This is a genomic window from Ruegeria sp. AO1 (assembly GCF_056535985.1).
This window is the reverse complement of the sequence record NZ_JBQFJC010000001.1, coordinates 3,567,524-3,587,357: the sequence shown is the minus strand read 5'-3', so window position 1 is coordinate 3,587,357 and position 19,834 is coordinate 3,567,524. Positions and strand designations below refer to the sequence as shown.

At 62.0% G+C, this 19,834-nt stretch carries 10 protein-coding genes; 5 read left to right on the top strand and 5 right to left on the bottom strand.

Annotation, left to right across the window (positions count from 1 at the left end; genetic code table 11):
- Positions 1 to 10 precede the first annotated feature (10 nt).
- The 3 genes from ACR3FB_RS17805 (at position 11) to yaaA (ending at position 3,220) form a co-directional block, all read left to right on the top strand.
- Positions 11 to 298: a YggT family protein gene (locus tag ACR3FB_RS17805; RefSeq protein WP_170472916.1), complete on the top strand. Its 288-nt coding sequence runs from the start codon at positions 11 to 13 to the stop codon at positions 296 to 298.
- Between the two features lie 78 nt (positions 299 to 376).
- A complete protein-coding gene (gene recQ / locus ACR3FB_RS17800) occupies positions 377 to 2,416 on the top strand; it encodes a DNA helicase RecQ (RefSeq protein ID WP_480566411.1) in 2,040 nt (679 codons plus the stop codon).
- Between the two features lie 33 nt (positions 2,417 to 2,449).
- Positions 2,450 to 3,220: a peroxide stress protein YaaA gene (gene yaaA / locus ACR3FB_RS17795; RefSeq protein WP_480566409.1), complete on the top strand. Its 771-nt coding sequence runs from the start codon at positions 2,450 to 2,452 to the stop codon at positions 3,218 to 3,220.
- A 92-nt stretch (positions 3,221 to 3,312) separates the two neighbouring features.
- Here yaaA and ACR3FB_RS17790 read toward each other — a convergent pair whose 3' ends face one another.
- A complete protein-coding gene (locus ACR3FB_RS17790; protein WP_480566407.1) occupies positions 3,313 to 5,502 on the bottom strand; it encodes a response regulator in 2,190 nt (729 codons plus the stop codon).
- A gap of 116 nt (positions 5,503 to 5,618) precedes the next feature.
- Here ACR3FB_RS17790 and ACR3FB_RS17785 point away from each other — a divergent pair, with 116 nt between their 5' ends.
- The gene (locus ACR3FB_RS17785) at positions 5,619 to 11,042 is read left to right on the top strand and encodes an alpha-2-macroglobulin family protein (RefSeq protein ID WP_480566405.1); all 5,424 of its coding nucleotides are present in this window, start codon (positions 5,619 to 5,621) and stop codon (positions 11,040 to 11,042) included.
- Entirely contained in the window at positions 11,039 to 13,099 is a 2,061-nt protein-coding gene (gene pbpC / locus ACR3FB_RS17780; RefSeq protein WP_480566403.1) for a penicillin-binding protein 1C, read from the top strand. The genes ACR3FB_RS17785 and pbpC overlap by 4 nt, the downstream gene beginning before the upstream one ends.
- A 43-nt stretch (positions 13,100 to 13,142) precedes the next feature.
- On the opposite strand, the gene ACR3FB_RS17775 is transcribed toward pbpC, so the two are convergent.
- From ACR3FB_RS17775 to ACR3FB_RS17760, 4 genes are read right to left on the bottom strand one after another with little or no spacing between them, the layout of a single operon-like run.
- On the bottom strand, positions 13,143 to 15,185 hold the full coding sequence (locus tag ACR3FB_RS17775) for a hypothetical protein (RefSeq protein ID WP_480566401.1): 2,043 nt from the start codon (positions 15,183 to 15,185) through the stop codon (positions 13,143 to 13,145).
- A complete protein-coding gene (locus tag ACR3FB_RS17770; RefSeq protein ID WP_480566399.1) occupies positions 15,182 to 17,944 on the bottom strand; it encodes a DUF4159 domain-containing protein in 2,763 nt (920 codons plus the stop codon). Before ACR3FB_RS17770 ends, ACR3FB_RS17775 begins: the two co-directional genes overlap by 4 nt.
- Positions 17,941 to 18,816: a DUF58 domain-containing protein gene (locus tag ACR3FB_RS17765; RefSeq protein WP_480566397.1), complete on the bottom strand. Its 876-nt coding sequence runs from the start codon at positions 18,814 to 18,816 to the stop codon at positions 17,941 to 17,943. The genes ACR3FB_RS17770 and ACR3FB_RS17765 overlap by 4 nt, the downstream gene beginning before the upstream one ends.
- Positions 18,813 to 19,820: an AAA family ATPase gene (locus ACR3FB_RS17760; protein ID WP_170481858.1), complete on the bottom strand. Its 1,008-nt coding sequence runs from the start codon at positions 19,818 to 19,820 to the stop codon at positions 18,813 to 18,815. The genes ACR3FB_RS17765 and ACR3FB_RS17760 overlap by 4 nt, the downstream gene beginning before the upstream one ends.
- Between the last annotated feature and the right edge of the window lie 14 nt (positions 19,821 to 19,834).

Below are 19,834 nucleotides of genomic sequence, written 5' to 3'. Positions count from 1 at the left end.
CGGAGTACCCATGCTGTCGCTGATCCAAATACTGCTGCTGATCCTGGACATTGTCTGGTTCATCATCCTCGCCCACGTGATCATGAGCTGGCTGATCAATTTCCAGGTGCTGAATCTGCACCAACAGCTGGTCGCGCAAATCTGGTACGGCCTGAACCGCATACTCGAACCGATCTACGGCCCGATCCGCCGTATACTGCCGAATATGGGCGGGCTGGATCTGACCCCTCTGGTCGTGCTGATCGGGGTCTATGCGGCACGGATTATCTTGATCAACAATGCGGGCTATTTCGTCTGACCTCTTGTTCACCGAATCTTAGTGTGTGATTGTCCTGTCTTAAGAGCAGATAAACCTTAAAACAGGGCAACCCCACAAATGTTCGACGCCGCACCCCTGCTGCGAGATGTCTTTGGATTCGACGACTTCCGCCCTGGTCAGGAAGAGATCGTCGATGCCGTGACCGCAGGTGAAAACGTGCTGGCCATCATGCCAACAGGCGGCGGTAAATCCCTGTGTTATCAATTGCCTGCGCTGCTGCGCGACGGTGTGACGGTAGTAATCTCCCCTTTGATCGCTTTGATGCGCGATCAGGTCCGTGGCTTGCAGGAGGCCGGGGTTGAAGCCGGTGCGCTGACCTCGGGCAACACGCCCGAGGAAACCGATGCGGTGTGGGAGGCGTTAGAGGCCGGGCGGCTCAAGCTGCTTTACATGGCGCCCGAGCGTCTGGCGGCCGGGTCGGCACTGGGCATGTTGCGCCGCATCAATGTCAGCCTGATCGCTGTGGACGAGGCACATTGCGTCAGCCAATGGGGTCACGATTTCCGCCCCGACTATCTGCGGATCGGAGAACTGCGGCGCGCCCTGAACATACCTCTGGCCGCGTTCACTGCCACGGCGGATGCCGAAACGCAGGACGAGATCGTTGAGAAACTGTTCGACGGCGGCACCCCACGCAAATTCCTGCGCGGCTTTGACCGGCCCAACATCCATCTGGCCTTTGCCGCCAAAGACGGACCGCGCAAGCAGATCCTCGATTTCGCCGCCGCGCGCAAAACCCAATCCGGCATCGTCTATTGCGGCACCCGCAACAAGACCGAAGTTCTGGCTAGGGCTCTGCGCGACGAAGGACATTCGGCCTGTCACTATCACGGCGGCATGGACCCCGAGGACCGGCGTATCGTCGAAACCCGTTTTGCGCGCGAGGACGGGCTGATCGTCGTCGCCACCGTCGCTTTCGGGATGGGCATCGACAAACCCGATATCCGCTGGGTTGCCCATGCGGACCTACCGAAATCCATCGAGGCCTATTACCAAGAGATCGGCCGCGCCGGGCGCGACGGAGGCCCGGCTGAAACCCTGACTCTATTCGGGCCCGACGACATTCGCTTGCGGCGATCTCAGGTGGATGAGGGCCTCGCCCCGCCCGAACGGCGCATGGCGGATCATGCACGCTTGAATGCGCTGCTGGGTCTGGCCGAGGCGCTGGTGTGCCGTCGTCAGACTCTTCTGGGCTATTTCGGAGAAACGGCCGAACCGTGTGGGAAATGCGATCTCTGCGACACCCCGCCCGAGGTTTTTGATGGCACAACCCCCGTCCGTATGGCGCTGTCGGCGATCCTGCGGACTGAAGAATGGTTTGGCAGTGGCCATCTGATCGACATCCTGCTCGCCAATGAAACCGATAAGATCCGTGCGCGTCGCCATGATACGCTGTCGACCTGGGGTATCGGTAAGGACTGGTCGCGCCCGCAATGGCAGGCGATCTTTCGGCAGATGATGGGCCATGATCTGGTCCGCCCCGACCCCGAACGCCACGGTGCCCTGCGCATGACCGAGGCCGCCAAACCGATCCTGAAGGGTGAGGCGCAGATCAACCTGCGCAAGGATACAATCCGCAAAGCCACTCGTCGTCCGGCAGTCAAGGCGATGGTAGCCGAAGAAGACGCGCCGCTGCTCTCTGCCCTCAAGGCCAAGCGCCGCGCTTTGGCCGAAGCCGCGCGTGTACCTGCCTATGTCATCTTCCCCGACCGCACCCTGATCGAAATGGCCGAGAAACGCCCGCAAGCACTGGACGACATGGCCCGCATCGGAGGGGTCGGTGCCAAGAAGCTTGAACGCTATGGTGACACCTTCCTTGAGGTCATCGCCGGGGCCGTAGAAGCTGTCCACCCCGCCCGCCGCAAGCTGGCCGGGCGCGAGCAGGGCGAGATTTACGACCGCCTGCTTGAGGTGCAGTCACAATTGTCACGCGGGCCAGAGGGGATCGACAAGCCGCTGAGCTGCACGGCCTCGCAACTGGCGAAGGTGGCGCAGATGCGACCCGATGATCTGCGCGGGGTCGAGCAGGTGTTGGGCGATCGTCGTCACGAAAGGTTTGGGGCGGCCTTTCTGGACGTGCTGCGGCAAGAGGGCTAAATACGCCCTATCAGGCAAGAAACGAGGGCGGATATGCTGGTAGTGATTTCCCCGGCCAAGCGGCTGGACTGGGCAGAACGGGATGTTGAGGCCACTCAGCCCGACTTTCAGGACGATGCGATCCGTCTATCCAAGACCGCGCGCAACCTGACGCTGGGCGACCTCAAGAAACTGATGGACCTCAGCGATGATCTGGCCCGGCTGAACCGCGACCGCTATCGCGCTTTCGCCGACGCGCCCAAGCTTGAGGCGACACGCCCCGCCGCACTGGCCTTTGCCGGTGACACCTATCAGGGGCTGGAGGCAACCTCACTGGACGCTGATGAGATGGCATGGGCGCAGGACCATCTGCGCATTCTGTCCGGTCTTTACGGTGTGCTGCGCCCTCTGGACGCGATTCAGCCCTATCGGTTGGAAATGGGCAGCAAGCTAAAAACCCGGCGCGGCAAGAACCTGTATGAATATTGGCGCGATCAGCTTAGCAAAGCACTGAACGCGCAAGGGGCTGAGGTTGGTAGCGAGGTCCTGGTGAACTGCGCCAGTCAGGAGTACTTCGGGGCGGTCGACCTGAAAGCACTGAACCTGAAGGTCATCACTCCGGTCTTCATGGAAGACAAAGCAGGCACGCCCAAAATCGTCAGCTTTTTCGCCAAGAAAGCGCGTGGCGCGATGGCGCGGTATATCATTCAGCATCGCTTGACCGATCCGGCCGGTTTGCTGGATTTTGACAGTGGCGGCTATGAATACCGCCCCGATCTGTCCGAGGACCACAAGCCCGTTTTCGTGCGTCCCTACACGGCTTAGAGGGCAGGAAGCGAGGGGCCAGCCCCTCGCGCTCCCCGAGGTATTTTTAGCCAGATTAAGCTGGGATCCTTTTTTAGGGTCTTTGTCGCTGCTTAATCGGGCTTGGTTGCGACAAGTTTGGCGTCCTCGGGGCAATGGTCCAAGATCATTTGCTGGATAAGGTTCTTGTGCAACGGCTTGGTCAGGTAGTGATCCAGACCAGCCTCTAGAATACCTTGATCATCCCCCGCCATGGCGTGCGCCGTCAGGGCGACGATTGGTACGCGACGACCGGTTTCAACCTCGCGGCGGCGGATTTCGGCGGTGGCTTGTTTGCCATCCATCCGGGGCATCGAAATGTCCATGAAGATCAAATCTGGTGAAAACTCCTGATAGAGATCAACAGCCTCTTGTCCGTTAACTGCGAAACGCAGGTCGATGTTCAGATCCTTAACCATTTTCCTCAGGATCAGCTGGTTGGTCCGGTTATCCTCGGCCGCCAGAACGCGCATCACGCGGTTCCCGTTTGGGTGAGTCTCAGGCTCGGGCTGCGGTCTGGTATCTGGCTGAGATGCAGGGTCCCCCAAAGCGATAAGTCGGCTGTATAGCTCAGACCGAGGAATGGGTTTTTGCAGAACACCTTCGATCAGGTGCCGTGCAGGGCTGGCGTGAATGACGCCCGGATTGGTGGACATGATGACCACTGGCAATTCAGTCCAGCCGCGTTCGTGCAGCATGGTCGCAAGCTCCATCCCGTCCATGTCGGGCAGGTCATGATCGCATAGGAACAGATCAATCGAGGGATCCAGATTCGACAGCGCTTCCCCCCCGGAAGCGCAAACTGTGACCTTTGCCCCAAGGCGCCCCAGTTGCTTGGCGAGGATGGCCCGGTTGGCGGCCATATCCTCGACCAGCATCACGTGTTTCAGGCACCCTTGCAGGTCAGGCGGAGAGGGTTGCGGCCCCTCGGCGGTGGGCAGAGACACCCGGAAACCAAAACACGACCCTTGCCCAACTTCGCTTTCGACCCAGACATTGCCCCCCATCATCGTGATCAAGCGTTTGGTGATCGCGAGGCCCAGCCCTGTGCCTTCGAATTGGCGGTTGCGCTCATCTTCGACCTGATTGAACTCACCAAAGATGTGGTTGATCTTGTCGTCCTCAATCCCAATACCAGTGTCTTCGATGGCGATGTGGACATCGCAGTCCTGCCGGTCCGGATGGGGGACACCGGTCACGCGGATCAACACATGCCCCTCGCTGGTGAACTTGACGGCATTGCCCACAAGGTTGGTCAAAACCTGCCGCACGCGACCCGGATCCCCCACGAACAGCGTCGGCAGGAAGAGGTCGTAATCCACCAGCAGCGTCAGGCCCTTATCCCGCACGCTGGGCTGCAGCAACATCGCAACCTCAAGGATGCAGCGTTCGAGATCGAATTGCTCGGGGTGCAGGATCAGCTTGTCCGCTTCGATTTTGGAATAATCCAGCACGTCGTTGATGATGACCAGCAAAGCCTCACCCGAGTTGCGGATCGTGTTGACATATAGACGCTGTTCTTCGTCCATCGGCGTTTCGGACAGTAACTCGGTCATGCCGACGATGCCATTCATGGGCGTCCGGATTTCATGGCTCATATTCGCGAGAAAGGCCGATTTGGCGCGGTTTGCAGCCTCGGCCCGGTCGCGTGCGGCCTGCAATTCGGCCTCATGCCGGACGGATGCGGTGATGTTCAGGGCAAGACTGACCACATCACCGCCGCTGCCACGCTGGTCGATCAGGCGGATATATTGACCATTCCATAGTTGGATCACTTCGGGTGGCGGATTGGCCCGTGCCCAGCGTCTTTGCATCCGGGCCTGCCAGTCCTCAGCCTTTTCCGCGCCAGTGTCGACGATGCCTTCGTTGGTCAGCAAATCAAGAATGCGCGTATACGAGATACCCGGCGCGACCTCATCAAGACCTTCGAACACGCTCAGATAGGCGGTATTGGCCCCGATCAGGCAACTGCCACCGTCGAAAAAGGCAAACCCGTCCTGAATGGTCTGGATCGAATGCCACAGGCGACGCTCGGCCACTTCGACCTTGGCATGGGCCTCGGTCAGATCGGATTTGACCTTTTCATTCTCGTCCCTGACGGTCTCAACCTCAGCCTGGGTTTCGCCGATGCGTTTGGTCAGCGCCATCGCATGGCGGCCCAGTTTGCGGTTGGCCGAAGACAGCTCGGCCTGTTTCAGCGCCAACATCCGTTCCGCCGCCAGGCGCGCGCGCCGTTCCTGTGCCAGTTTTTGTGCAAGGCTCATGATGCGTGATTCCGGTCTGCTCTGCCGTCAGCATCCGGGCAATCAGTGAAAAAGTGTTTAAGCCGTTGCCTGAGGGGCACCGCACGTGTCAAATTGACCCCAAACAGGAGGTCACAATGCACCGCTTTGTATTTTTTTCAATAGCTTACATCATTTCAACTTTCGCCCTGACGCTGGGCGCGCTGGCTCAGACTGCCGTGCCCGAGTTCCGCTATATCACGACCCGAGATGCGGATTTTTATGGCTCGGATCTGGATGCGCTGTTCGATACGGATCTGAAGTCCTGCATTCGCGCGTGTTCGGCCAATAAAAGCTGCACGGCTTTCACTTACAACACTCGGTCGGATGCCTGTTTTCCCAAAAGTGGCGTGAACCGACAGGAGCCCTATCAAGGCGCGGTGTCGGCACAGAAAGTATTCATCCCAGAACAGACCCAATTATTGGGGAAAACGCGCGCTGATTCCCTCACATTCCTTCGCCAGAAAGACCTGAACGAAGCGTTTCAACAGGCCCGCGACCTTGGGTTTCGCCACCCTGCCGGAGGGCGTGACCTGCAGACTTTGCTGAAGTCAGCGCTGAACGCAGATACGGATCGGCTTGCGATGTTGTGGACTGGGGAGGCCGTGACCCTCAGCGATGCGTCCGACCTATGGGTTGAATACGCCCGGCTGCTGCTGCGCCTGAACCCGAACGGATATCAGGAGCAGCAGGACTTCCGCACCCGCGCGTTGAACGCCGCCATCAACGGATATCTGCGCGCGGACACACCGGGGGCCCAAATCGCGGCGCTGATGGTGATGTCAGACACGCTGGAAGCGGTCGAACGCGGTCGCGATATGGTGTCGGCACTGCGGCTGGCCGAACATGTCCAACCGCGTGAGGATGTCCTGGCGGCTTTGGATGATGCCATCGGAAAATACGGCTTCCGCATCATCGACAGCACGGTGGAAAGCAACGCCGCTGCGCCGCGTATCTGCGTTGAGTTCTCGGAACCCTTGGTCAAGGCGGGCGTCGACTATGACCCGTTTGTGCAGCGCAGTGACGATGGGCTGGTGGTGCAGGTCGATGGCAAAAGCCTCTGCCTGGACGGCGTTGCGCATGGTCAACGTTATCGCTTTGCCCTGCGTGAAAGGCTTCCGGCGGCCTCGGGGGAGGCCCTGAACCGGACTGTCGAGCTGACACATTACGTCCGTGACCGCGCGCCATCGGTCCGGTTTCCGGGGCGCAGCTATGTGCTGCCGAAATCGGCGGATGCGGCCCTGCCGGTCGAGACGGTCAATACCGGCTCTCTGGACCTGACCTTGCGACGCGTCAGCGACCGCAACCTGATCCGGGCGGTCCAGCAGGATTTCTTTGGCCGCCCCCTCAGCGAATGGCAGGAACGTGAGTTTTCGGACGAGATTGCCGAGGATGTCTGGACCGGCACAGCCGAGATCGCGAACGAGCTGAACCAGAGCATGACCGCCCGGCTGCCCATGGCCGAGACGATTGCCGATCAACCTGCCGGGATCTACGCCTTGACTGCGCGCGTCCCCGGGGCCGATCCCTATGACGATCCGGGCGCAACCCAGTGGTTTGTACTGACCGATCTGGGGATTCGCACGGCCCTGGGCACCGACGGGCTGCATGTCACCGTACGCGGCCTGCACGACGCAACCCCGCGCGAGGGGATCGAGGTCTCGCTGGTTTCAAACGCCAACGCGGTGATTGCCAAAGCGCAGACAGATGCCACCGGCTATGCGCAGTTCGAAGCGGGCCTGACCCGCGGCAAAGGGGCCAGCGCACCTGCTTTGGTGATGGTCGCTGATGGGGATTCTGATTTCAGCTTCCTCTCTCTGACCGATCCCGCCTTTGACCTGTCGGATCGCGGGGTCGTAGGGCGCGCGCCTGCGGGTCCGGTGGATGTGTTCCTAACCACGGACCGGGGCGCGTATCGCGCCGGAGAGGTCATTCACATCACAGCCCTGTCGCGCGACAACACAGCTCAGGCCATCGAAGGCCTGCCCCTGACCGCCATTCTCTATCGCCCGGATGGGGTGGAATATCGCCGTGCCGTCTCGGATGGCGGCGTTGCCGGGGGGCATGTCTTCAGCCTGCCCGTCGCCCCGGATGTGCCGCGCGGAACGTGGAAGATCGAGATCAAGTCCGACCCCAAAGCCGACGCTCTGGCCCGTCAAACCGTGCTGGTCGAGGATTTCCTGCCCGAGCGCATCGACTTTGACCTCAGCCTGCCGGACGCGCCTCTGCGCCCCGGCGATACGCCGCCCTTGCAGATCGACGCCCGCTATCTGTTCGGTGCACCGGGATCGGATCTGAGCATTGACGGACAGGTCATTGCCCGCCCAACCGACGCCGTTCCGGGTTTTGAAACCTATCGCTTCGGCCGCTACGACACCGAGATTTCAACGAAAAGCACCTATTTCGGTGATGCGCAGACGGATGCTTCTGGACAGGCCTCGATCGCGGTCAAAATCCCCGTGTTAGAGACGAATGGCAAACCTCTTGAAGCCGAAGTAATCGCCCGATTGACGGACGGATCAGGCCGCCCTGTCGAACGCCGCCTAATGGCTCCGGTCCGATCTGCACAGGCAATGATCGGTATCCGCCCCCTGTTCGAGGATGTGATCCCCGAAGGCACCGAAGCCGCATTCCAAGTCATCGGCCTGTCCCCGGACCTGACCGCTGAACCTATGCGCCTGCGCTGGACGCTGAACAGGCTGGAAACCCGCTATCAATGGTATCAGCTCTATGGCGACTGGAATTGGGAGCCGACCACGCGACGTACCCGTATTGCCACAGGTGAGGTTGAGACAGGTGCAGACCCACTGAACCTGTCGCAACCGGTCGACTGGGGCCAGTATGAACTGGTGGTCGAACGCCTCGATGGCACTTACGCGGAGACCGCCGTGGAGTTTAGCGCGGGCTGGTATCAGGCGGCAGACGCCTCAACCTCGCCCGACCGGCTGGAGATGTCGCTGGACCGCGACAGCTATCGCCCGGGTGAGACCGCGCAACTGCGGATCGTGCCGCGCATGGCAGGCGTGGCGCAGATCGAGGTCCTCTCGAACCGTCTGATCCACCGCCAGATGGTCGACGTGCCAGAAGGCGAAACCGTGATCCCGATCGACGTGACCGAGGAATGGGGTGCGGGGGCCTATGTCACCGCTACCGTGATTCGCCCCATGGATGTCGCAGCCGGTCAGAACCCGGCACGGGCAATGGGCGTGGCCCATGCAACAGTTGAGCCTGTCGGGCGAAAGTTGGATGTGAGCATTGATGTGCCGCAGGTGACCTCTCCGAGAACAATGCAAAAAGCCCTTGTTAGGGTCGAAAATTTGCCGGAAGGAGAGCCTGCTTGGCTGACCCTGGCCGCCGTGGATGTGGGTATTCTGAATCTGACCGGTTTCGAAAGCCCCGATCCGCAGGGTTACTATTTCGGCCAGCGCCGTCTGGGTGTGGACCTGCGTGATGTCTATGGTCGCCTGATCGACGGCATGAACGGTGCAATGGGCACGATCCGCTCCGGCGGAGACAATTCCGGAATGCAGAGGCAGTCCCCTCCGCCCACACAGGACCTGATGGCCGTTTTCAACGGTCCGGTTCAGGTGGATGCGAACGGAGAGGTTGAGGTCGACATCCCTCTGCCCGCTTTCAACGGCACCTTGCGGCTGATGGCGGTCGCCTGGTCGGCGGCAGCCGTCGGACAGGCCGAGGCCGAGATGATCGTGCGCGACCCCGTGGTCGTCACCGCCAGCCTGCCCCGTTTTCTGGCCCCCGGCGACCAAAGCCGGATGTTGCTTGAGATCGTCCACGCCGATGGCCCATCAGGTGAGATGGCGCTGGGGCTGACCGCCTCATCCGGGTTGGAGTTGGGAACACCACCCGCCAGCTTTGTTCTGGAGGACGGCGGTAAGGCGGTGTTCGAAATCCCGCTTCGCGCGCTTGCCGTCGGAGACCCGGAAATCAGCGTGGCGATCACGACGCCGGATGGCCGTGACTTGTCGCAAACGCTTCGGATGCCAGTGCGCGCAAACGACCCTTTTGTGGCTCAAACACGGCGGTTTTCGCTGGGTACGGGCGACAATTTCCTATTCACCCAGGACGTGTTCGATGGCTTCCAGCCCGGCACCGCAAAGGCGATCCTGTCTGCAGGCGCTTTGGCAAAGTTCGACACGCCCGCCCTGCTGGATCAGCTGAATCGCTACCCCTATGGCTGCACCGAGCAAATCACCAGCAAGGCCCTTCCGCTGCTTTACCTGTCGTCCGTGGCGCAAGCGTCGGGGCTGGGTGACGGGCCAATTGTGGATCAACGCATCGGCGACTCGATCCGCAGCATCCTGACCCGGCAGGCCCCGAACGGAGCGTTCGGCCTCTGGCGTGCAGAGAGCGGAGATTTCTGGTTGGACGCCTATGTCACCGACTTCCTCTCACGCGCCCGAGCGCAAGGCCACTCGGTGTCGGACCGCGCCTTCGCGCAAGCCATGGATAACCTGCGCAACCGCGTGAACTATGCCCCAGACTTCGACGAAGGCGGTGAGGATATCGCCTATGCTCTTATGGTGCTGGCGCGCGAAGGCGCAGCCTCGATGGGCGATCTGCGCTATTACGCGGATACCAAGGGGGACGTTTTCGACACCCCTCTGGCCGCCGCGCAACTTGGGGCGGCGCTGGCGTCCTACGGAGATCAAACCCGTGCCGACGCCATGTTCGCCCGTGCGGCCCAGCTGCTGCAGCGTCGACCCGCGCAGGAGCGCTACCTGTGGCGGGTCGACTACGGCACAGATCTGCGGGATGCCGCCGGTCTTCTGACCCTTGCGGTCGATGCGGGCAGTCAGGCAGTGGATCGCGACGCGCTTGTCCAGCGTGTCACCTCAGGCCGCGCGCATTTGTCGACGCAGGAGGCTTCATGGTCCCTGCTGGCCGCGCATGCGCTTGTATCAGACCCATCCGACTCGGGGTTGATGGTGAACGGCACGCCGGTCTCGGGTCCCTTCGTTCAGGTGCGTGAGGCAGGGTTTACGGATGACCTGAACATCTCGGCCACCGCAGCCAACCCAACCGATATCACACTGACAGTGACGGGCATCCCAACCACTCCGCCCGAAGCCGGAGGCACCGGATACGCCATAAACAGAGCCTACTACTCTCTGGACGGCGACCCTCTGGACCCGTCCACCTTCACTGCCGGCGACCGCTTTGTAACCGTCCTGACCGTCACACCGTTCGAAAACGGTGGAGCGCGTCTAATGATCGATGACCCTCTGGCAGCGGGGATCGAGATCGACAACCCCAACCTGTTGCGATCAGGCGATGTGCGCGCGTTGGATTGGCTGGACCTGTCCGACGCGACGCATACCGAGTTCCGCTCGGACCGCTTCCTGGCGGCGGTCGATCTGTCTACAGGCGAGACGGTGACGCTGGCCTATGTGGCCCGCGCCGTTACGCCCGGTGCGTTTCACCACCCGGCCGCCTCGGTCGAGGATATGTATCGCCCGCAAAACCGCGCGCGAACGGAAACCGGGCGGGTTGAGGTGCGGTGATCCCGCGCCATCCATATCGGCGCAGTGGGTTCGCCCCGGCGCTGCTGGCGCTGGCCTCTGCGCTCTACCTGACCGCCTTTGCGCGCGACCGGTTGGATGCGTGGGTAGACGCAACCGTCCTGCCACCTGTTCTGGCCGAAACCTCAGTCGAAATAAGGGACCGGGACGGAGCACTCCTGCGGGCCTTCCCGGTCGAAGATGGCATCTGGCGAATGCGCCCCGGTCCGGTGGACCCGGCGTTCATCGAAATGCTGGTCCGGTATGAGGATAAACGGTTCTGGTCACATTCCGGCGTCGACCCCGTCGCGTTCCTCCGCGCTGCCGGGCAAGCCCTATGGAATGGGCGAACTGTTTCGGGTGGATCAACCCTGACCATGCAGGTCGCGCGGTTGATCGAGGATGGCTCAACCGGGCGTTGGAGCGGCAAAATTCGTCAAGTTAGGGTCTCATTGGCGCTGGAACGGCGGCTGAGCAAGCAGCAAATCCTAAACCTCTACCTGACCCACGCGCCCTATGGTGGCAATCTGGAAGGCCTCCGCGCAGGCAGCCGTGCGTGGTTTGGAAAAGCCCCGGCGCGGTTGACTCCCGCACAGGCGGCCCTGCTGATTGCCCTTCCTCAATCGCCCGAGGTTCGACGCCCTGACCGCGCGCCGTCGACCGCCCGAGACGCGCGTGACCGGGTTCTGAAGCGGATGCAGTCTTATGGGGTTTTGACCGAATCTGAGATGCACAGCGCGCTGACGGAAGATATCCCGGATCAGATACGCGCATTTCCCCGTTTGGCCCCTCACCTCACTGACCGAGCGCGGCGCGAAAACCCGGGATCAGAGGCTTTCGATCTGACACTGGATGCCGGGCTGCAGGAACGGCTGGAGCCTCTTGTGGCGCAGGCAGCGGCGCGAGCGGGACCGCGTATTTCGGGGGCTTTAATCGTGGCTGATCACCGCAGCGGAGAGATTCTGGCCTCGGTCGGTTCTTCGGGCTACCAGGACGCGCGGCAAGGGTTCGTGGATATGACGCAAGCGCTGCGCTCGCCGGGGTCGACGCTGAAGCCTCTGGTCTATGGGTTGGCCTTCGATCGGGGGCTGGCCCATCCCGAAACGTTGATCAGCGACAGCCCCGTGATGTTTGGCCGCTACGCGCCGCGCAATTTTGATGGCGTCTTTCGTGGCGATGTAAGGGTGCGGGACGCTTTGCAACTGTCGCTTAATATCCCGGTTGTGCGGCTGACGGATGAGCTTGGGCCTGCGCGCGTGATGGCCGCCCTTAAGCAGGCCGGAGCCCACCCGAAACTGAACGGAGGCACCCCAGGCCTTGCCATTTCACTAGGCGGCGTTGGACTCAGCCTGCACGATCTGGTGCAACTCTACGCCACGCTGGCCGCAGGTGGGCAGGGACCAAAGCTGCGCCATGAGGCACTGACAGACCGCACTGAGACGCCTCGGGTTCTGTCAGAAGTCGCGGCATGGCAGGTGAGCGATATTCTGACCGGTCTTGCCCCTCCACCAGGGGCCGCCGCGCTTGGATTGGCGTATAAGACCGGCACGTCTTACGGGCATAGGGATGCTTGGGCGATCGGCTTTGACGGTCAGCACGTCATCGGTGTCTGGCTGGGGCGCGCGGATGGTACTCCGGTCCCCGGCGCATTCGGTGGAGAACTGGCGGCCCCGCTGTTGTTTGAAGCCTTCGGTCACCTGAAACCGACTACCACGCCATTGCGCCCACCACCGCCATCGACTTTGATCGTGGGGGCCGCCGAACTGCCGCAACCTTTGCAACTCTTTCGGCCCCGAGGGGCAGCGTTCGAAGACAACCCAAGCGCCCCGGACCTCATCTTTCCACCCAATAATTCTGTGTTAGAGACGAATGGAGGCCCAGTGACCGTCAAACTGCGCGGTGGGGTTGGGCCGTTTTCGCTTCTAGCGGATGGCGTTCCGGTGTTGACGGGGCAACGGCATCGCGAGTTCGAAATTCCGAACCCGGGTCGCGGGTATTCCGCACTCGTGGTGGTGGACGCACATGGCGCGTCAGATCGGGTGTCAGTTCGGATCGACTAAAGCGTCGCAGAGTATTCGTGTCGTAGGTTTAACCCGAAGCGATCTAGCGACGGCCTTCGCGCAGCCAACCGCCCAGCAAGAACCCACCGGCCAGCAACAGAACCAGCCATGGTGGCAGCAGCCCGGCTTGCGTAACGTCCCGCGTCTCATAAGCTTCGCGTGGGGTAAGACCGATCCAGCCGCGCCCTGCAGCCGGACGCCCAGCGCGGACGTTGCGGATTGAAGGTAAGCCCTCTTCCAGCCGGATCACACCACCGCGCATGGCGGCGATCACAGGTTCCAGCACGTCCCCTGTTGCGATCGTACGCTCGAACTCTTTCGGGGCCGCAGGGCCGAGGCCGATTACCGCCATCAAATCGCCTTCCTGCAGGCGATAGAGGCCAATCTCGGGCCCGAAATACTGCGCCTCGAACCGTCCGGGTGAGACCTCTTCAAGGGTGATCTCAAGCGTTTCGCCATTGGGCCGGGTAATCGTGACCGGCCCTACCTCTTCTTCGAGGGTCTGGCGAATGATGCGCATCGACTGGCCGTTGGCCTCGGCCCAAAGCGCCTCTTCTTCAAGCTCGGGCTCTTTCATCATCCAATGTGCCAGACGTCGCAACAATTCCAGCTGCGGCCCGCCGCCTTCAAAACCACGGCTCCACAGCCAGGCGTGGTCTGACGCCAACAGGGCCACCCGTCCCTCACCGACCCGGTCCAATACCAACAGCGGCCGGTCCTCAAGGCCGGTCATCAGCACCTGGCCTGAGCGCTCATTCACATCGATCTGGCGCAGCCATGCACCCCAATCCTCGTAATCGCCCAGATTTGTGGTTACAGGGTGCCGATGCCCCAGATCACTGACCATGGGAACGTAGCGCTCTTCGATCACCCGTGCCGTCGGTTGCGCTGGCAGACTGCCCGCGAGGGGCGAGCGGAAGATGCTGTCTGCGGTAGCGAAATCAGGGCCTGCGGCAATCAGCACAGCGCCCCCGTTGTCTATATAGTCGGCGACGTTATCCAGATAGATCGCAGGCAGGATGCCCCGGCGTTTGTAGCGATCAAAGATGATCAGATCGAAATCGTTGATTTTCTCCAGAAACAGCTCGCGCGTCGGGAAGGCGATCAGCGAAAGCTCATCCACCGGGACACCATCCTGTTTCTCGGGCGGGCGCAGAATGGTGAAATGCACCAAATCGACCGAGCTGTCGGATTTCAGCAGGTTGCGCCAGGTGCGCCCGCCGGGATGCGGCTCGCCCGACACCAAAAGAACGCGCAGCCGGTCGCGCACGCCGTTCATCTGGATCAATGCGGTATTGTTGCGATCGGTCAGTTCACCTTCGGCCTCCGGAACCGTGAACTGGATGACGTTCCGCCCGCCATGCGGCAGAGAAATCGGCAGTTCGACATCCACGCCAATGGGTATACGGAATTCCTCCGGCTCGCCCCCATCAACCGAGATTTCAAGCGGCGCGCTGGTGGCCCCGCCCGGAGCCGCCCCGCTGTCTTCAACGCGCAGGGTCAGGGTTACGGGTTCACCGATGATGGCAAAGGCAGGTGCATTGCGGACGATGAGCCTGCGATCCCAGTCGCTCTCACGTCCGGTCTGCAAAAGGTGCAGTGGCGCAGGCAAGTCGGGCGCTTGATCAACGTCATGAACGATCCCGTCCGAGACCACAAGTATACCGGCCACCCGCGCGCGCGGCTCCTCGGCCAGGGCCGCATTCACAGCGGCCATCACCTGCGTGCCTTCGTCGCCATCTCCGTCGCCCACGCGGATGCGGCGCAGCTCGGTATTGTCACGCGACTCGATCTCGGCCGCCAAGGCCTCAGCCGCTTGGGCGGTTTGGTCGGCCCTGTCCGAGAGCGTCTGGCTGGCGCTTTCATCCTCGATCATCAGAACGATATCTGTCAGCGGCGCGCGGTCTTCGACCTGATAGACCGGACCGGCAAGCGCCGCGATCACCACCAAAACGGCCAAGCCGCGCAACGCCCATCCGGACAACCCACGCCAGACCGCCAAGACCACGCCTGCAACGGCGATCGAGGCGACCGCAAGTAGTATTGGCCAAGGGATCAGCGGATCAAAGATAACGGTTCCGGTCATTGTCCCAACCTGTCCAGCAGAGCAGGCACATGGACCTGATCGGATTTGTAGTTCCCGGTCAGCACATGCATCACCAGATTGACCCCAAAGCGATTGGCCAGCTCGCGCTGACGCTCCCCCGCATAGCCACGCCCGACGGGGAGGAGGGCCTGCCCGTTTCGATCAACCGCCCAGGCCCCGGCCCAGTCATTGCCACCGATCACCACGGGCGTCACGTTGTCGTTGAGGTTGCGGAAGGGCATCCCTTCGATCTGTTCCGCATCCAGCGGAGCGGCCTCAACCCAGACATCTGTTCCTGCGTAGCGTCCGGGGAAATCCTGCAGAAGATAGAAGGTCCGCGTTAGCACATGATCGTTCGGAATCGGCTCTAACGCGGGGATATTCAGCGGCGCAGCCAGTTGCTGTAGCTTTCGCCCATTGGGACTGGAGGCACCGAACCCTGCGATATCCGCATCGCGCGTGTCAAACAGGATCATACCGCCCGAGCGCAGATAGGCATTCAGCTTGGCATATGCCTCATCCGAAGGGCGCGGCTGATCCTGCGTGATGGGCCAGTAGAGCAATGGGAAAAAGGCCAGCTCGTCCCGTTCCAGATCAACGCCAATCGGCGCAGCGGGTTCGACCGAGGTTCGGTAGTTCAACGTCTGGGCCAATCCCTGCAACCCGGCTTGCGCGATGTCGTCCACCTGGCTGTCGCCAGTCAGCACATGCGCCAAAACCAGTTCGTGCGTGGCGGCGAGGGCAAAGTCGGTCTCATCGGGCGACTGCGCCTGCGCCTCGGGCACGAGCAACACGGCCCCCATAGCAACCGCTGCCGCCTTGGCCAGACCCAAACGGCCCGACAAGGCCAGAGACGCGACTGCGTCCACGGTCAAAAGGATCAATGCGAGGCTCAGAAGTATTCCTCCCAAGGGCGTCTCGGTTGAGGCCTCCTGCCCACGGATCGGCACATCTGCGGGCCATGCAACAGGGCTGAGCGTTGTATCCTCGGACAGCACATTCCGCGCCAGCTTTTGTTTGCCGCTCTCATAGAGACCGGGGCGAAGGTCGGGCCCGATCTGCCCTGACACCAGCTCAACCCCATCCACACCCGCCAGCGTACCGGCATCGGACAACGCGCCGAACCCATCCATGATCTGAACCGGCTCCCACGTGGTGCCCTCCAATTGCGCGACCTGACGCGATTTCGCGGCCGAGGCAACGGCCAGACGGTCCAGCATTTCCACGAACAGGCCAGACAGCGGCAAGCTGGACCATTCCGCATCGGCGGTCACGTGGAACAGGACAACCTGCCCCAAACCTAGCGCCTTGCGGGTGACCAGAGGGGTGCCGTCCGACAGCGACGCAATCACGCGATCGGCCAAGTTAGGGTCTGGTTGCGCCATGACCTGAGTGGAAACGGTCACATCATTCGGTATCTGCAACCCGTAGAAGGGCGAGTCCTCTGGAAAGGGTGCCAGTGTCTTGGATTCCCCCCAGCTCATCGCGCCGCCAACGGTGCGCCCGCCGCTGCGCAGGCGAACGGGCAGCAGCGTATCCTCTTCGTCGCGCCCCAGATCGCTGGCCGCCATGCGGGGCCCCGCAAACCGCAGCAACAGACCGCCTTGCTCGACCCATTCGATCAGACCAACCTCTTCCGGGCCCGAGATCTGGGCGACATCCGACAGAACAATCACATCGGGATTGGCGGGTAGAACCTCGGGCAAGCCGCCCTCGACAAAATCGGCGGTCGGGATCAGAACCTGCGTCAGGTAGTGCAGCGGCGACAACAGCTCCAGCCCCTCACGGTTGAGGGTTCCTGCAATCAGCGCAACCTCGCGCCGCCGCAGGCTGTCATCGGTCAGCGTCACGGCTCCGGCTGAGCGCTGGCCCTGAAGCTCAAACCGTGTGATCCGGGCGCGCAGCTCCGACGGCAGGGCGAAGTCGATTTGAGCCTGGGTCTCGCCAGCTGCGAACGTCATCTCGGCCGATTGCAATACCCGCGCCGTGCCCGCAGGGTCACGGCCTTGCGCCAGAACGGTCACACTCTCCTCCGGGCCCGGTTTGGCCCGCAGTGCGGTCAATTGAATGACGCCGTCCTGATAAACGGCAGGCAAAAGCGCCAGCGCAGCCGCGTTCGAGCGGTAGACGGTGACTTGCCCGCGGGACTGCAGTTCCGACACTAACTCTGGGTGTTTTTCATACTCCAAGCGGTCGCTGAACCAATGCGTATCAAACCCGCCATCGACCTGATCCAGCGCAGCGATGACCTGATCAACCTGATCCTCGGTCGGCTGCCACGGGTTTGGAACAAGGCCTGGCAAACGGTTGCGCCACGCCTCGGCCGCCTGGAATACGGGCGGCTCCGGCTCGGTCAGGCGCAAGATCGAGACGGGGCGGCCCGCGCGTCCGGCTTCGGTCAATTGCGCGTCGATCTGGTCTAGCGTTGACGACCAGCGCGTGGCCCCGGCCCAGCTTGCATCCAGCACCAACATCAGGGGACCCGTGCCCGTCTGATCACGCGACGGATTCAGCACTGGGCCAGCCAACCCGATGATTATTGCTGCTGCCGCCAGCATCCGCAGCAAAAGCAACCACCAGGGTGTCCGGTCCGATACGGTTTCGTCGTCTTTGAGGCCCAGCAACAGTGTGACCGCAGGGAACATCCGACGGATCGGCGCGGGTGGGACCGCGCGCAGGATCAGCCACAGAATCGGCAGGGTCAGCAGACCCAACAACACCCATGGCGCGGTGAAGCCGATGCCCGCCAAAACGGTCATTGAACACCCCCGTCCAGCGCACGATAGAGCCACAATAGAGCCGATTGCGCGCTTTCTTCGGTGTGGTGCAAACCCAATTGCCAGCCTGTCGCGCGGCACAGATGCGTCAGCGCATCCTTACGCGCAGCGAGGCGGTCCAGATACCGGTCGCGCAGTTCTCCGGCCTTCAGCGTTTCATGCCGAACGGTGCCGCCGACGCTTTCAAAAATGGTGCGGCCCGCGAAGGGAAACGTCTCTTCCCCCGGATCGAGGACTTGCAACAAAACGCCCCGAACGCCGCGATCTGCTGCTTTGGTCAGGGCCAGTTCGACCTCATCCATCGGGCCAAGAAAGTCCGAGATGAACACCGCACGGGCATGAGGGATCATGGCGCGGTGTTCGGGCGGGGCGTAATCGACCTCCGAGTCCTCGGACCATGCCTCGGCCAGGCGTATGATCTGCGCATTCCCGCGTCGGGGCGGCAGGGTTGTACCTGTCAGGCCAACACGCTCGCCCCCGCGCACCAGAAGGATCGCAGCCGCCAGACCCAAAATTCGGGCACGATCCGCCTTGGAGGGCAGCGCCTTATCCGACGCAAAGCGCATCGAGGCCCCCTGATCGACCCACAGCATGACCGATTGCGCGATCTGCCACTCGCGTTCACGAACGAATTGCTGATCTCCGCGTGCCGAGCGGCGGTGGTCGATCATCCGGCGGCTGTCTCCGATCTGAGCGGGACGATATTGCCAGAAGTCGTCCCCCATGCCGGATCGCCGCCGACCATGGTCACCCAACAGAACAGTGCCTGCCAGATGCTCGGCGCGCGCCAATAGAGGCGGCAGCCGGGACGCCTCGACCTCGGAACGTTGACGAAGGGTCAGCGCAGCATTCACGCCGCAGCCTCAGTGCGGATCAGACCAGCCGCTGTGCTATCGATCAGGTCTGCAAGGCTGTCACCCCGCGCACGTGCCGCAAAGTTCAGTGCCATCCGGTGGCTGAGAACCGGGCGCGCCATATCCAGAACGTCCTCGGCATTCGGGGCCAGACGCCCTTGCAGCATCGCCCGCGCCCGCACGGTCATCATAAGTGCCTGCGCCGCACGCGGACCGGGACCCCAAGCAACGGTTTCAGCGACGCGATCCGAGACGCCCGCTTCCTCGGGACGGAACGCGCGGACCAGATCGAGGATCAGTTCCACAACCGAATCCCCCACAGGCATCCGGCGCAACAGGACCTGAGCGGCCAACAGCTCTTCTTTGCTAAAGATCTGATGCGCCTCTTCCTCGGCCACACCGGTGGTGGCCAGAAGGATATCCCGCTCAGTCTGGCGATCGGGGTACTCAACGTCGATCTGCACAAGGAAACGGTCCAGCTGAGCTTCGGGCAGCGGATAGGTGCCCTCTTGCTCAATCGGGTTCTGCGTTGCCAACACGTGGAACGGCGTGCCCAGCACGCGGTCTTCGCCCGCAACGGTCACCGTGCGTTCCTGCATCGCCTGCAGCAACGCCGACTGCGTTCGAGGGCTGGCGCGGTTGATCTCATCCGCCATCAGCAGCTCACAAAAGATCGGCCCCGAAATAAACCGGAAATGGCGCGTGCCATCATCGGCAGTATCCAGAACCTCGGACCCCAGAATATCGGCGGGCATCAGGTCGGGCGTGAATTGAATACGGTTGCCATGCAGGCCCATAACGGTCGAAAGCGTCTCGACCAGTCGGGTTTTGCCCAGACCTGGCAAGCCGATCAGCAGTGCATGCCCCCCGCACAGCAGCGCCGTCAGGGTCAGGTCCACGACCCTCTCCTGCCCGATGAAGCGGCGAGTGATCGAGGATTTCGCCTCTTGCAGCTTGTTTTCCAAAGCTTCGATCTCGGATACGAGGTCGGCAGGTTCGGACATGACTTTCCCTTCCG

Coding starts and splice junctions, on each gene's coding strand:
- ACR3FB_RS17770 (WP_480566399.1), bottom strand. CDS start 17,944: ATGACCGTTTTGGCGGGCATCGGCTTCACCGCGCCATGGGTGTTGTTG.
- recQ (WP_480566411.1), top strand. CDS start 377: ATGTTCGACGCCGCACCCCTGCTGCGAGATGTCTTTGGATTCGACGAC.
- ACR3FB_RS17760 (WP_170481858.1), bottom strand. CDS start 19,820: ATGTCCGAACCTGCCGACCTCGTATCCGAGATCGAAGCTTTGGAAAAC.
- ACR3FB_RS17785 (WP_480566405.1), top strand. CDS start 5,619: ATGCACCGCTTTGTATTTTTTTCAATAGCTTACATCATTTCAACTTTC.
- yaaA (WP_480566409.1), top strand. CDS start 2,450: ATGCTGGTAGTGATTTCCCCGGCCAAGCGGCTGGACTGGGCAGAACGG.
- ACR3FB_RS17775 (WP_480566401.1), bottom strand. CDS start 15,185: ATGACCGGAACCGTTATCTTTGATCCGCTGATCCCTTGGCCAATACTA.
- ACR3FB_RS17790 (WP_480566407.1), bottom strand. CDS start 5,502: ATGAGCCTTGCACAAAAACTGGCACAGGAACGGCGCGCGCGCCTGGCG.
- ACR3FB_RS17805 (WP_170472916.1), top strand. CDS start 11: ATGCTGTCGCTGATCCAAATACTGCTGCTGATCCTGGACATTGTCTGG.